Origin of the sequence: Halorubrum distributum JCM 10118, assembly GCF_000337335.1 — an archaeon.
GTDB lineage: Archaea > Halobacteriota > Halobacteria > Halobacteriales > Haloferacaceae > Halorubrum > Halorubrum distributum.
In genome coordinates, this window is record NZ_AOJN01000009.1 from 1 (window position 1) to 11386 (window position 11386).

The following is an 11386-nucleotide window of genomic DNA, read 5'->3' on the forward strand; positions in this document are numbered from 1 at the left end:
AACAGCGCTGATCAGCCACTACCGACGACTCATTGTAACAGAATAGGTGACTCAGGTCAGGTTCGCTGACGATGCTTTGTGAGGTACTGTACAATTGGGGGTGTGTACGAGATTCTGTTCTATCCCGTGATCTCTACGAGCGATACATGAAGATCTGCGGCCGTCTCGACGCTGATAGCGTGAGTGAACGTCGTGTCCGTGACCACCTCTCGGATATGAATATCCTCGGAGTAAAACACGAGATTTAGGTACGTTGGCTGGCTTAAAATCGTGATACTTGATGATCGAAATTTCTGATTCGCTTCGTTCTCTGTTCAGCGCTCAAATCGAAGAACGTGACGGGTCATATGTCATAGATATTCCGACGAGTGAAATCGAACACGACACACTCGCTGCCGACGAAACGTACCGCATCGCGCTCCTGGCGTCAGGATCTTCGACAGGCCAGAAAGCCCAGCAAGAACAACCCCAATCGGCTGCGCAAGAACCAACTCCGACGTCGGACGGTCCTCCCGTAGACGAAGGTGAAGTCCGCGACGTGACGATCGAGACGACTGGTGATCAAGGTGACGGCATTGCGAAGGTTGAACGCGGCTACGTCGTGATCGTCCCCGGCGGACAACCAGGTGATGAGCTGTCGGTCGAGATCGAGCAAGTCAAAGAGAACGTCGCGTTTGCCAGCATCGTCGAACTCGACTCACGGGTGCTGTGACGTCGTTTTACTGGCAACTGTCTATTTGACTGGGATCGTTGGAACCCCGACTATCCTGATCCACCCTACTCGCTTCCTGGCTTCCCGATGTACTCCGATTTCATCGTCCCGTTTTCACGATAGTAGCGATAGAGATACGGGCCGTGTATATCAGCCGGGTCTCCGCTAGCGCACTTACAGCTATCGTCGCCACAGGTGACCTTCTCTTTGACTACGGTCCCGCTTCCTGCGCTATCGGACTCCTCAACGGGTTCGGCAGCCTCGGGAAGCTCGTCAGTGTCGACCGACTGGTCGCGATATTCGATGAGCGCCTCAATATAGTTCTGTACCTCCTGAAGTGTCTCCGTATCCTGTTTGGGGAGCCCCTCCGCGAGATACTTCGGGAGCGAGGTGGGTGGTGACGGCTGCTCCATGCCTTATGTAACAATTAGGGCCATATCAGCGTTCGGGTGCTACATAAGATATTGAATCTTCTCTGCCAACCGTGAGCACTTCAGCAATTACTCGAGATCGTAGGCCGCAATTTCGTGAGAGCCACACTGTGGACACTCATCGATGTCCTTCTCCACGCTGTACCCACAGTGACGGCACTCGTGGTGCGTTGTCGATGACGGCTCGAGCCTCACAATCTGCTGGATGAACTGTTTACTGAGCATTGGTGGGGTCAACGATCTCGCCACAGCTTGGACATTCGGCCCACACGCCCGGATCACCGCCAGCGGTCTCGTAGTGGATGATTGCGTCCCGACCCGTGACTGTCTCGCCGCAGAACGAGCAGTCGCCACGGATTGTCTTTGGGTCATCAGTGGTCATTCTCACGAGCTCGCGAGCTATTTTGAGGGGGAGAGGGAGCGTGTGACACTGTTTTAGAGATGATCTGGCTGTTGAAACCGGGCCAGTGGTGCTCCCTCCCCTCAAAATTAGAGACTCTGTGATTTATAGCTCAGGTGAGCGGGGCGAAAGTACTGTTCCGGCTCTGTTGAAATCCTATTCTTCAGATATATTCTCACCTGAAACAGCCGGTCGATGAGAGCTGCCTATTCTTCAGACCGAGAGTAGAACCCGAATATAAGGGCTAAGAAACCAAAAATCAGCCAGAATATGAGACTCGGATTGAAAAATAAATCCAGCGAGAATTGTTCTGAAGGTAAAATAGCATACCAGATCGGTACACTAATACCTAAACCTAATATTGCGACGAGGATGAACTTGGAGTTGTCATCCATATTGTCTAATAGATGTTCAGCGGGCTACTAATTATCTATGCCGATACTGTTTGATTATCTCCGAGGATTTCTTCGCCTATCAGAGAACAAGCCCGTTAGTACCTGTATATTCTGTACTGAGCGGTCTGTGCTTCATCTGTATTGACCGCTCAGAGTGACCGATCTACATTATGAGTGAGACAAGCAATAGTGAGTTCCCGGAACTGTTTCCACCACCGCCGTGAGCGGACGAACGCACCGTACTTTCGCTTGAGCGTTGAGTTCACGGTCTCGGATTGACTCCGTTGTCCGTAGAGATCAGCGTCTAAGCGTGCGTTCCATGCCTTGTGGAGTGGTGTGAACTCACGATGCTTAATCAGTGGCCGAACCTCGTGTTGACGAGCAAGTCGCCTGATCTTCTGGTCGTCGTAGCCCTTGTCACCGAGGAGAATGTCAATATCCTCGGGGTTGCGCTTGATCAACGACGGAGCGATCTGGCTATCGTGTTTTCGAGTCGTCGTCACGTGTAAATCGAGGATTGCGTTCACTTTCGCATCAACCAATAGCGTCACCTTGAGCTGCTGAATCGTGAGTTCAGCACGTTTCGTGTAGTGTTTCGAAGTGTGACTACGGTCGAACCCCGACGCATCAACACCAACAACTCCGCTTGTCGGAAGTAACGTCGCTGAGAGGGTCAATATAACACGCCACACAGCCATATCAAGCCGGTTGAACGCCTTACAGAGNCCAACAACTCCGCTTGTCGGAAGTAACGTCGCTGAGAGGGTCAATATAACACGCCACACAGCCATATCAAGCCGGTTGAACGCCTTACAGAGTGTTGAAGGCGTAGGAAGTTCGGATAAGCCAAGGGTTCGACGGATGCGTGGCATCTCGATCAGTTCGTCAATCAGACCACGATAGGTCGTGTTCTTCCGCACTTTGAGACAGATCAGAACAACGTGCTGCGGAAGTGTATAGCGGTATTTAGAGAACTTCGAGGAGTATCGAGAGACCGCTCGGCGTGCCAGATGGATCGCCTTCTCAGTAAACCGGAGAATCTGCGACTTCGGGAGGGCCTTCATCTCGTCGAATTACAGGATGAACATGTAACTCTCTGAGGATTTCAACAGAGCCACTGTTCCGGAACAGCAGCGTGATTGCGGGTCGTGAGTAACCATCACACGAGGACACTCCGAGAGCGGTGGGTGGTGACTACGCGCTCGCGGGAGCCCCATCGGCGTCGCCGCTATCGATGAGCGGGTAGTCGATGTGGACCTCAATGCGGTCGAACGGAACAACGGGTTGAATCGCACCGCTGGGTCCGCCCGCTTCGAGCGTGAGGATGCTTAGTACTTCTAGCTGCTTCAGGTCCGAGTGGACATCGGACACGTCACGCTCGACGAGACGCGCTGCCTCGCGCATGCTCTCGGGCGCCTCTTCTGCGATCGCCCGGATGAGCTCAAGACGCAGCGGCGTGAGACTGTCGACGAAGTCGTCGTAGGTACCGAACTGAAGCGTTGCTTTTCCCTCCTGTTCGTCGAGATCGTCGGCCTCGACGTCTTGGACAAACTGGAGCGCGTCCTCACGGAGCTGTTCTCGGTCGCCGACGGTGATGTGGAGTGTGGTCATGGTCGGGGTATCGTGTGTCGGTATTCGATCAGTGCGGCCGGGGCGGGTCGCCGCCGACAGCGTCCCAGTACTCGTCTGCGCTCGCCCAGAAATCGACAAGCCGGTCCTCCATTCCGGGGAACTCGACGTCTTCAAGGTCGCCGGCTGCGGTGTGGTGTTCGTGGCCTTTGGTGTCCTCGTGGGAGTTGTCGTATCGGACGAGCGTGAGGTCGTCGAGAGTGCCCAGGTGGAGCGTGTACTTCCAGCCCGAGGGGTACGTCTCGGTGTCGTTGGTCGGTCGAAGCACGACGTTCTCGACGAGACCGGCCTCGACGTGCGTGTACTGGAACAGCGGCTCCTGGACCATCTCTCATCTGTTGAGATACCGGCCAACGCTATAAGCGTTGGGTAGAAGTCCAACACCCAACACAAACCCGCCAGACGTTCACCACAGCGGGCCGAGCAACGCTACGCGAGTTGTTAGCCATCGGTATCTCAGCGCTCAGTCGTTCGCCTTGCGCTCGCGTCCCGACGCCGATGTGAGCGGGAGGTCTGCGTCGATCTCGTCGTACCACACGACGGGGCGCTTTGCGCTGCCGTTCTCTTCAAACTCGAGGGGCCCGTAGTCGGCGAGCTCGTTCACGTTGTCGAGGACCTCTGTGGGTTCCGGTCGACAGGGCGAGCGAGTTCACGGATGCTCTCTGGCTCGTGCTCAACGATGGCTTCGAGCAGTTCGAGGTTGGTCGACCGAAAGACGCGGCCGAACGTCTCGAGGTCTTCGATCGACAGCGTTGGCTCGCTGGGTTCGACATCGTCGCCGGCGTCGATTGCTTCGAGCCGCTCCTCAAGGCCGCTACGATCCGCGGACTTGATCTGGATGTGGAGTGTTCGGGTCATGATGTTGTAGTGTCTGGGGTTTCGATTGTGCGTCGATCAGCGTGCTCGAGTCACTAGGACGGCCGCCGTCGTGGTCAGACGGTGATGAACCATCACCCCGGTTTATCTCTTCGCAAGGAGTAGAGGAAGACATGAGCCGCGAAGCCCCCGCCGACGCCGACATCATTTCGGACGAGGAGCTCACCGCGCTGCTCGCCGAGGCCGAGGGGAGAACGCCCGAGGAGATTGAGCGCGGTGCCGCCGAGATCGAGATCGCTCCCCCCGAGGAAGCGACTGTCGTCGACGTCGACGAGTAGTGTTACTGCTTTGACGTAGTTTCAGTGCTACTGAGAACCAGCTACAGCTGATCCACTGACTGACGGTCTTGTTCTCGAAAACAACTCAACTCGACTCCATGGCGGCCACTATCGATGGCCTGCGTTTTGGAGATTTACGGAAAATTCGAGGCGAAAGCCTCGCCCCTTCAGGGCGGGGATGAAGCTGACCAACAGTATTCAACCGCCGACGAGGGCATAGACGGAGTTCCAACGCTATCTTTAAGCCGTTCAACCATGATAGTATACATAGATGGTGAAGAGTACTCGTCATGCGAAATACGAACTCTACTACCACATAGTGTTCGTGCCGAAATATCGGCGTTCGCAACTGACGGGGAAGACGAAGGAACGTCTCGAAACCATCTTCGCGGAAATCTGTGATGACAAGGGCCTCGAACTGGTCGAGTGCGAAGTCATGCCCGATCACGTACACCTGTTCATCGGAAGTCCACCGAAGAACGCCCCGTCGCTCATCGTCAACTGGATCAAGGGCATCTCCGCCCGCAAGTACAATCAGAGATACGATGACCGCGTGAAGTGGACTCGTTCCTACTACGTCGGTACGGCGGGGAGCGCATCGAAAGGCGCTGTCGAACGCTACATCGCGGAACACGAAGGTGACGACGAATGAAGCGCGTCAACACCTTCGAGGTGGTTCCACAATCCGAGAACGACAAAGAGTGCCTTCGACGGCTACTCGATGCGTCCGCCTCTCTGTGGAACGAACTGACCTACGAACGTCGTCAGAACTACTTCGGTGACGGCGACGTGTGGGACACTTCAGAGTACCGAGGACGCTACAACGGCGTCGTCGGAAGCGCGACCGTCCAACAGGTCACTCGCAAGAACAGCGAAGCGTGGCGGTCGTTCTTCGCCCTCAAGGAGAACGACGAGGACGCCAACCCACCGTCGTACTGGGGCAACGAAGAGGGTGGACGCGAACTCCGTACCTACATCCGAAACAACCAGTACACGATTCAGTGGGGCAAGCGTAGCCGTCTGGAAATCCCTGTCGGGCAAGAGCTGAAGGGCGAATACGGACTCGGCTATCACGAACGGCTCCGCCTCGAAGTCCGTGGCAATCCGAAATGGGATGGCAAGCAGGGTCGTCTGGAACTTGCGTACGACGAGGTGAGCGACACGTTCAGGGCTTTTCAACCAGTCACCGTGCCTGATTCTCGACTGGATTCACCACTGGCTTCGGAAGAAGCCGCCCTCGACGTTGGAGCGAACAATCTCGTCGCGTGTTCCACGACTACTGGGAACCAGTACCTCTACGACGGCCGTGAGTTGTTCGGACGGTTCCGCGAGACGACCGATGAAATCGCCCGCCTACAGTCAAAACTCCAAGAGGGTCGCTACTCCTCGAATCGGATTCGACAGCTGTACCGACAGCGGACGAAGCGCCGTGACCACGCACAGAACGCGCTGGTGCGCGACCTCGTTGAAGGGCTGTACGACGAGGGGGTGGCGACGGTGTACGTGGGCGACCTGACCGACGTTCTGGAAACACACTGGTCGGTCAAGGTGAACGAGAAGACGCACAACTTCTGGGCGTTCAAGAAGTTCATCCACCGTCTCGCGTGTGTCTGTGAGGAGTACGGTATTTCTCTGGAAGCCGAGTCGGAAGCGTGGACTTCTCGAACGTGTCCCGAGTGTGGCGACCAAGAGGAGACGGTTCGCCACGGGGATACGCTAACGTGTCCGTGTGGCTTCGAGGGGCACGCCGACCTCACGGCGTCAGAGACGTTCCTTCGAGAAAACAGCGATAGCGAAATCAGGCCGATGGCACGGCCCGTGCGATTCGAGTGGGACGACCACGATTGGTCGGGGAAACCATACCCTCACGAAAGTCCCAAAGAAGTGCGCACGAACCCGCAAGTTGCCTCCATGGGCCGGTAGCCGAACCCCCAACGGAGGAATCCTCGCGCTTTAGCGCGGGGAGGATGTCAACGGCCGAATGCTTATCACACTACTCAGGTAATACGCTGATAATGAGCACTGAAACGAGTACGAACGACGATCCTCAGGGTGGGCGAACCATCACGCTCACGCAGGCCGACGACGGCTGGTGGGTCGCCCGTGACGAGGAGACAGGTGTTGCGAGCCAAGGTGAGACGAGGCAGGACGCCCTCGACAACCTCGACGAGGCAGTTGCACTTCACAAGGGTGAGATCGGCGAGTCGATCGATACTCGGGAGGAAGAGGAGAAAGTACTCGAGGAACTCGGTATCGATCCGGATGAAGTAGCGCAGGCTCGTAATGAGCACGATGGCCTCCCTGAGTTTATGTAGTAAAATCGAATGGCGTCACGCGATTTCTCTGGGCGCGACATCGTCAAGACACTCACGAAAAACCGCTTCGTCATTGTTGACCGAACTGGTAGCCACGTCAAGTTGCGGTACGAGCACCCGACAAACGACGATGATTGATTCAGTCGTTAGTGCTTGTAAATTCTCAGAATATGGCATACTCTGGCTCGGTTCGTTCAATACAGAGAACTCACGGATCGCTCAGGATAGACTGTCCGGGAGATACTGCGAGCAATCGACCGGGATCGCCTCCCACGCTGCCTGAATCGCTTGATACCCTGTCCAGCCTTCCCCTTGAAGCATCTCCCCACAGGCCTGACAGAACTCCGCTACAGTACACCCTCCGTCGTCTAGTAACAGATACAACAAAAACGTGGGAGCAACTGCCTTCCCAGTCGTCTCTTCTACGTCATCGAACACTCGATTGATAGCCCGACGCCCGTGCGTATCCATCAAAATAGCGAACCGATACAGCTCTGTATTCTGTTCGATTTCCATCTTCACGGACTTCTCCCCAGCATCCTCCCCATGCGGTCGAGGGACACACGGAACCTTCGTAAATGGCGTCTCCTCGTCGTCGAACGGCTCAAGTGCCCTCTTACTCCCGTCGTGGACCCATCGCTCTCTCGTCCCTTCGGGTGCGTACTCAGACATCTCCCGAACGTGGCGCTTGAGTTCGTGATAACACACGTTAGTCGTCGTCAGCTGTATATTGTCGGTAATTCGAGACCAGAGATCTGTGTTCGCGACAGCAATTAGTGCGTCTGTATCAACGATAACTGGATGGCGTACATCATCCTCCGCCATCTTCACTGCTGGAAAACGCCACTCGTATCAAGCTCTGTAGCCTCCTCAAAGGATTCCCGCTCCCGCTCAATTTCTTCCAAAGCATCACCAAGAAGAATCTCCGCAACTTCCTCAGAAAGCTCTCCCTGCTTGTATCGCTGGTGGAGGGTGATCTTCTCCTCGTCTGAGAGGACTTCTCGGAGTTTCTCTTGAAGACCCTGCCGAGCAAGCTCACTAATGTTGATCCCACCAAGACGCATCTGATCGACAATCTGAGTCGCCTCTTTTTCAGTTTCTCCCCGGAACTGGATTTTGTCGTTGTTTGTGGCCATCTTACCTTGTATTCTATTTCCACGGCAATAGATGTTGTGACAGGTCATCCATGTCAGTACAAACTCACAGCGATCAACGACTGGTTCAAGTAAGAACATCTCTGAAGAAGAGAATTTGAACAAGGCCGCAGATTACTATCGTAGAGATCCGGGTCTTACCGCTCGTTCACGCGGTTGTCTGTCTGTGAGAACGCTTCGGTCGCCATGTCGGCGCGTTCGGCCGCCTCGATGTGCTGGTACGCCTCCCGAACCTGCTCCTCGCTGTTGTCGAGATACCGCGCCGCTGCGGCGTAGCCGAACTGCCGGACGAGTACCTCGCCGACACCCCGGCGCCCACCGTGTAGTTCGAGATAGTTGCCGTCGAGTGAGAGGTCGAGTTCGTCGCGACGTTCTGCGAGCTTCTCGTGCGTCCAGAGCCGCTCCATGATCGACCGGGCGCCGTCGGTGGTAAGCGGCTTCGGTGCGTCGAGCTCGTGTTCGGCGGCGACGATCAGGTCGGGCGCCCCAGCGCGAACCCGCTCGATCGCGTCCTCGTCGAGACCGGCATCGCCCAGCTTGATAGTGACGTGGTGAGCGAGCGACGGGCGGTGGAGCGTCGTAAACACCGGCCACGACTCGGGGACGTCCAGCACCTCGGCATACCGCTTCAACGGCCCGATGACGGGCTGGGGGAGTGACGCCTTCTTCCACTCGCGATTCTTCCGGAACACGGTGACGCTGCTGTCCGCGAACGACACGTCACGCCAGCGAATCCCGTTGCGGCCCTCTCGGTCCTCCTTCGGCGCCGAAAGGAACTCCGACCCGCGCAGCCCGGTGTAGGCGACGACGTATACGAGCGCCTGTTCGCGACACCGCTGGTACGCCTCGAACCGCGCTTTCTGTTTGGCCTGCCACGTCTCGCTCTCCGGGTCGCCCCGGTCGGCGTGGGGCACCTCGATCGCGCCGAGCGCGTCGAACGCCTCGGAGACCCGCTGGTCGACGAACTGCGTAATCAGGTCGCGGTGGATCGGCTCCCACGCCTGCTGGTCGCCTGGACGTCGGCCGTCGTTCTCCGGGAGCGGGTCTTCGGCGTCCGACTCCCGGGCGTAGTGCCGCGGGATGTACCCCTGCGCGTGCGCCCACCCGCACCACGACGCTACGTGGGCGTAGTAGGTGAGGACGGTCCCGGCGGCGTAGCCGGCGGTCGAGAGGTACCGCGCGTAGTCCGAGAACACCGTCGTGTCGAGGTCAGCGAACCGGACGGTGTCGCCGTCGACGACGCCCGACCACGACTCGGGCGGCGAGGCGTTCGCCGAGTCCGCCGTTCGACCGAGACACCAGCGCCGGAATCGCTGGAGCTCGCGCTCGGCGTCAGTTCGGTACGCGCCCTGCCCGCCGGCGTCGCCTTTGCCCTTGTCAGTGAGATACTTCGTGAACGTGTCGTCGATCGCGGTCTCGACGGAGCGTCGGCCCGTCATTGGACCTCCAAAGTGTGGGGGTTGTGCCGTCGGAACGCCGCTCCAGCAGCGACGATCGGGCTGGAGCGTGCGTCGGTGGAAGCGTCGGCCATGATTCTGAATCTGCCTCGTTTGGGGCCACGGGTAGGGGTCACTAAGAGTTTACTCTGTCTTACTCAACTAAGACAAAGTAACTTATTCCGCCGGATATTGGAACATCTGTGAGAATACCGGCTGATTTCGGCCGCTAGAGCGCTTCTAGTTCGATTAGGGGGATTAGTAAATTGTATATCGCTATACACAATTAGACCCCGTGGAAGTTCCCACAGTTTCGGAGGATAGGCTAGTTTTGGACCGAATCGCCATCAAGTCGTGGTGATTCTCAGCAGTCGGGGATCGATTTTGAATCCTTACTCTCGAACTACCGGACGAGCGTACGAAATTGCGTGGATTTTGGCGCTGCTGAATACGGTTGCCACTCTTGAGCGGCGGACCCAGCGGGAGCTCAGCCGATTAGTCGTGCGGGATCAACGCCGAGGCAATGAGCTCAACACACGCACCCGCGGTAAGCACGGGTGCGTAATCCATCTCACCGTCGATGTCCGCTTTCAGCAGGAAGTCGGTGAGCCGCCAGATATTGTACAAGAGTACTGCGAACACAAAGTAGAACAGGCGAACGCGGTAGTCTTTCGAGGAGGTCTTCGCGAGAAAATCGCCCTTGATCGATTTGTACTCACTCTCGATCTGCCATCGGCGGCTGTAGCGTCGACAGAACGTCTCGGCCTCGTCGGGTCCGACTCGGAGATTCGACGCGAAGACGGTTGTCCCTTCACCACTCGTCGACGGCACGTACAGGAACCTCATTGGGTGCGAGCCCGCCTCAACGTGGACAGAGGCCGATTCCCAGGTTCCTATATAACGGTGTGGCGTTTTATATGCCCAAATAATATTGTGCTTATGGGTACAAACCATACAACAGAGTCGAACAGTATTATTCAGTGGCCGTCGGAATCGGTCGGGTATGTGGCGGTTCTTTTGGCTTTCATTACGGGGATAATTCATCTCGTGGCGACGACACGGGCTATTGAGATGAGCGTTGTGCTGGCAGTCCTTTTCGTGCTCAACGGACTGGGTTTCCTCGGCGGAGCAGCACTGTATTTCACCCGGTTCTGGCGACGTTCGTTTTTCCTCGCGGCTGCAGTGTACTCATTAGTGACGATTCTCGCGCTGTTCCCGTTCCAAGGTTGGGGGGTCGAAGCGTTTTACATGAACGGGGCAATTAACCCAATTGTCACCGTCACGAAAGTTGCGGAAGCTTTCCTTGTGATCGCATCGGTTTACTTGTATAGCAGCACAAGCAATTGACATCCTCCCCGCCCTGAAGGCGAGGATTCCCGGCCGCGTTGGGGTAATTCTTTCTCGCGGTATGAATACGTAGGAGTGGTTCACTCCGAATCAGCGCCTGTGGAGACTGCGCCCCCTGGGGATCTACCTGTATCTGCAATGCGCGCCGTGGAAACAGGAAGCCCCACTCTCAAGGGGCAAACGGCAAACGCCGTGAGCGAGTAGGATGGGGTAGTTCACCGACTTACCCACCTAGCAGGTCTTATCTAGCTCACCGTCGCAACGGTCCACGTCCGAACAGATGTCAAAAGAACATTGTGCCAACGGGGTGGTATACACGGTCAGTTCGCTCTTGTGTAGCACATTGTTGATTTCAGAGAGTGGCTTTGACGGCGTGTTTGAGAGCTTCTCGTCCTGGTTTGCGATAGAGTTCT

15 protein-coding genes and 3 pseudogenes are annotated in these 11386 nt (G+C 56.5%); 7 read left to right on the forward strand and 11 right to left on the reverse strand.

The annotated features are described in order from the left end of the window. Window positions 1-116 precede the first annotated feature (116 nt). Window positions 117-233: pseudogene (locus C466_RS17420) on the forward strand (hypothetical protein); the annotation flags it as partial. Between the two features lie 47 nt (window positions 234-280). After that, window positions 281-712 carry a TRAM domain-containing protein gene (locus tag C466_RS15750; RefSeq protein ID WP_049908316.1) on the forward strand — a complete coding sequence of 144 codons (432 nt, stop codon included), beginning with the start codon at window positions 281-283 and terminating at the stop codon, window positions 710-712. Window positions 713-777: 65 nt separating this feature from the next. Here C466_RS15750 and C466_RS15755 read toward each other — a convergent pair whose 3' ends face one another. From C466_RS15755 to C466_RS00645, 6 genes and pseudogenes are all read right to left on the reverse strand, one after another. After that, the gene (locus tag C466_RS15755) at window positions 778-1125 is read right to left on the reverse strand and encodes a DUF6788 family protein (protein ID WP_004595473.1); all 348 of its coding nucleotides are present in this window, start codon (window positions 1123-1125) and stop codon (window positions 778-780) included. A 232-nt stretch (window positions 1126-1357) separates the two neighbouring features. After that, window positions 1358-1525: a DUF7837 family putative zinc-binding protein gene (locus tag C466_RS17620; RefSeq protein WP_439330989.1), complete on the reverse strand. Its 168-nt coding sequence runs from the start codon at window positions 1523-1525 to the stop codon at window positions 1358-1360. Between the two features lie 562 nt (window positions 1526-2087). After that, window positions 2088-3002: an IS5 family transposase gene (locus tag C466_RS15765; RefSeq protein WP_080510529.1), complete on the reverse strand. Its 915-nt coding sequence runs from the start codon at window positions 3000-3002 to the stop codon at window positions 2088-2090. Window positions 3003-3132: 130 nt separating this feature from the next. Further along, window positions 3133-3549 carry an HVO_A0114 family putative DNA-binding protein gene (locus C466_RS00635; protein ID WP_004595470.1) on the reverse strand — a complete coding sequence of 139 codons (417 nt, stop codon included), beginning with the start codon at window positions 3547-3549 and terminating at the stop codon, window positions 3133-3135. Between the two features lie 28 nt (window positions 3550-3577). Beyond that, a complete protein-coding gene (locus C466_RS00640; protein WP_004595469.1) occupies window positions 3578-3895 on the reverse strand; it encodes a toxin-antitoxin system TumE family protein in 318 nt (105 codons plus the stop codon). Window positions 3896-4030: 135 nt separating this feature from the next. Then, window positions 4031-4425: pseudogene (locus tag C466_RS00645) on the reverse strand (HVO_A0114 family putative DNA-binding protein). 131 nt (window positions 4426-4556) lie between these two features. On the opposite strand from C466_RS00645, the gene C466_RS00650 reads away from it, so the two are divergent. The 4 genes from C466_RS00650 to C466_RS00665 all read left to right on the forward strand — a co-directional run bounded on the left by C466_RS00650 (window position 4557) and on the right by C466_RS00665 (window position 7036). After that, complete coding sequence (locus tag C466_RS00650; protein WP_239641169.1) at window positions 4557-4721, forward strand: hypothetical protein; 165 nt, start codon at window positions 4557-4559, stop codon at window positions 4719-4721. Between the two features lie 271 nt (window positions 4722-4992). Continuing rightward, on the forward strand, window positions 4993-5373 hold the full coding sequence (tnpA, locus tag C466_RS00655; protein ID WP_004595466.1) for an IS200/IS605 family transposase: 381 nt from the start codon (window positions 4993-4995) through the stop codon (window positions 5371-5373). Beyond that, a complete protein-coding gene (locus C466_RS00660; protein WP_004595465.1) occupies window positions 5370-6644 on the forward strand; it encodes an IS200/IS605 family transposase in 1275 nt (424 codons plus the stop codon). The genes tnpA and C466_RS00660 overlap by 4 nt, the downstream gene beginning before the upstream one ends. Window positions 6645-6736: 92 nt before the next feature. Further along, on the forward strand, window positions 6737-7036 hold the full coding sequence (locus C466_RS00665; protein ID WP_004595464.1) for a type II toxin-antitoxin system HicB family antitoxin: 300 nt from the start codon (window positions 6737-6739) through the stop codon (window positions 7034-7036). 219 nt (window positions 7037-7255) lie between these two features. Here the strand turns inward: C466_RS00665 and C466_RS00670 are convergent, their stop codons facing one another. The 4 genes and pseudogenes from C466_RS00670 to C466_RS15770 form a co-directional block, all read right to left on the reverse strand. Then, complete coding sequence (locus C466_RS00670; RefSeq protein WP_049908315.1) at window positions 7256-7861, reverse strand: hypothetical protein; 606 nt, start codon at window positions 7859-7861, stop codon at window positions 7256-7258. A gap of 2 nt (window positions 7862-7863) precedes the next feature. Further along, window positions 7864-8172, reverse strand: coding sequence for a hypothetical protein (locus C466_RS00675; RefSeq protein ID WP_004595462.1), 309 nt, complete (start codon window positions 8170-8172; stop codon window positions 7864-7866). Between the two features lie 155 nt (window positions 8173-8327). Beyond that, window positions 8328-9629: a site-specific integrase gene (locus tag C466_RS00680; protein ID WP_004595461.1), complete on the reverse strand. Its 1302-nt coding sequence runs from the start codon at window positions 9627-9629 to the stop codon at window positions 8328-8330. Window positions 9630-10121: 492 nt separating this feature from the next. After that, window positions 10122-10511 (reverse strand): annotated as a pseudogene (locus C466_RS15770) (transposase); the annotation flags it as partial. A 54-nt stretch (window positions 10512-10565) separates the two neighbouring features. On the opposite strand from C466_RS15770, the gene C466_RS00690 reads away from it, so the two are divergent. Continuing rightward, a complete protein-coding gene (locus C466_RS00690) occupies window positions 10566-10973 on the forward strand; it encodes a DUF7475 family protein (RefSeq protein WP_049908314.1) in 408 nt (135 codons plus the stop codon). 231 nt (window positions 10974-11204) lie between these two features. Here C466_RS00690 and C466_RS17185 read toward each other — a convergent pair. Beyond that, window positions 11205-11386 (reverse strand): hypothetical protein (locus tag C466_RS17185; protein WP_204366008.1); only part of this gene is annotated, 182 nt, incomplete at its 5' end.

Excerpts from the sequence above, each read along its gene's own strand:
- C466_RS00670 (WP_049908315.1), bottom strand. The coding sequence starts at position 7,861 with ATGGCGGAGGATGATGTACGCCATCCAGTTATCGTTGATACAGACGCA.
- C466_RS00635 (WP_004595470.1), bottom strand. The coding sequence starts at position 3,549 with ATGACCACACTCCACATCACCGTCGGCGACCGAGAACAGCTCCGTGAG.
- C466_RS00680 (WP_004595461.1), bottom strand. The coding sequence starts at position 9,629 with ATGACGGGCCGACGCTCCGTCGAGACCGCGATCGACGACACGTTCACG.
- C466_RS15750 (WP_049908316.1), top strand. The coding sequence starts at position 281 with ATGATCGAAATTTCTGATTCGCTTCGTTCTCTGTTCAGCGCTCAAATC.
- C466_RS15755 (WP_004595473.1), bottom strand. The coding sequence starts at position 1,125 with ATGGAGCAGCCGTCACCACCCACCTCGCTCCCGAAGTATCTCGCGGAG.
- C466_RS00665 (WP_004595464.1), top strand. The coding sequence starts at position 6,737 with ATGAGCACTGAAACGAGTACGAACGACGATCCTCAGGGTGGGCGAACC.
- C466_RS00650 (WP_239641169.1), top strand. The coding sequence starts at position 4,557 with ATGAGCCGCGAAGCCCCCGCCGACGCCGACATCATTTCGGACGAGGAG.
- C466_RS00660 (WP_004595465.1), top strand. The coding sequence starts at position 5,370 with ATGAAGCGCGTCAACACCTTCGAGGTGGTTCCACAATCCGAGAACGAC.
- C466_RS00675 (WP_004595462.1), bottom strand. The coding sequence starts at position 8,172 with ATGGCCACAAACAACGACAAAATCCAGTTCCGGGGAGAAACTGAAAAA.
- tnpA (WP_004595466.1), top strand. The coding sequence starts at position 4,993 with ATGGTGAAGAGTACTCGTCATGCGAAATACGAACTCTACTACCACATA.
- C466_RS00690 (WP_049908314.1), top strand. The coding sequence starts at position 10,566 with ATGGGTACAAACCATACAACAGAGTCGAACAGTATTATTCAGTGGCCG.
- C466_RS00640 (WP_004595469.1), bottom strand. The coding sequence starts at position 3,895 with ATGGTCCAGGAGCCGCTGTTCCAGTACACGCACGTCGAGGCCGGTCTC.
- C466_RS17620 (WP_439330989.1), bottom strand. The coding sequence starts at position 1,525 with ATGACCACTGATGACCCAAAGACAATCCGTGGCGACTGCTCGTTCTGC.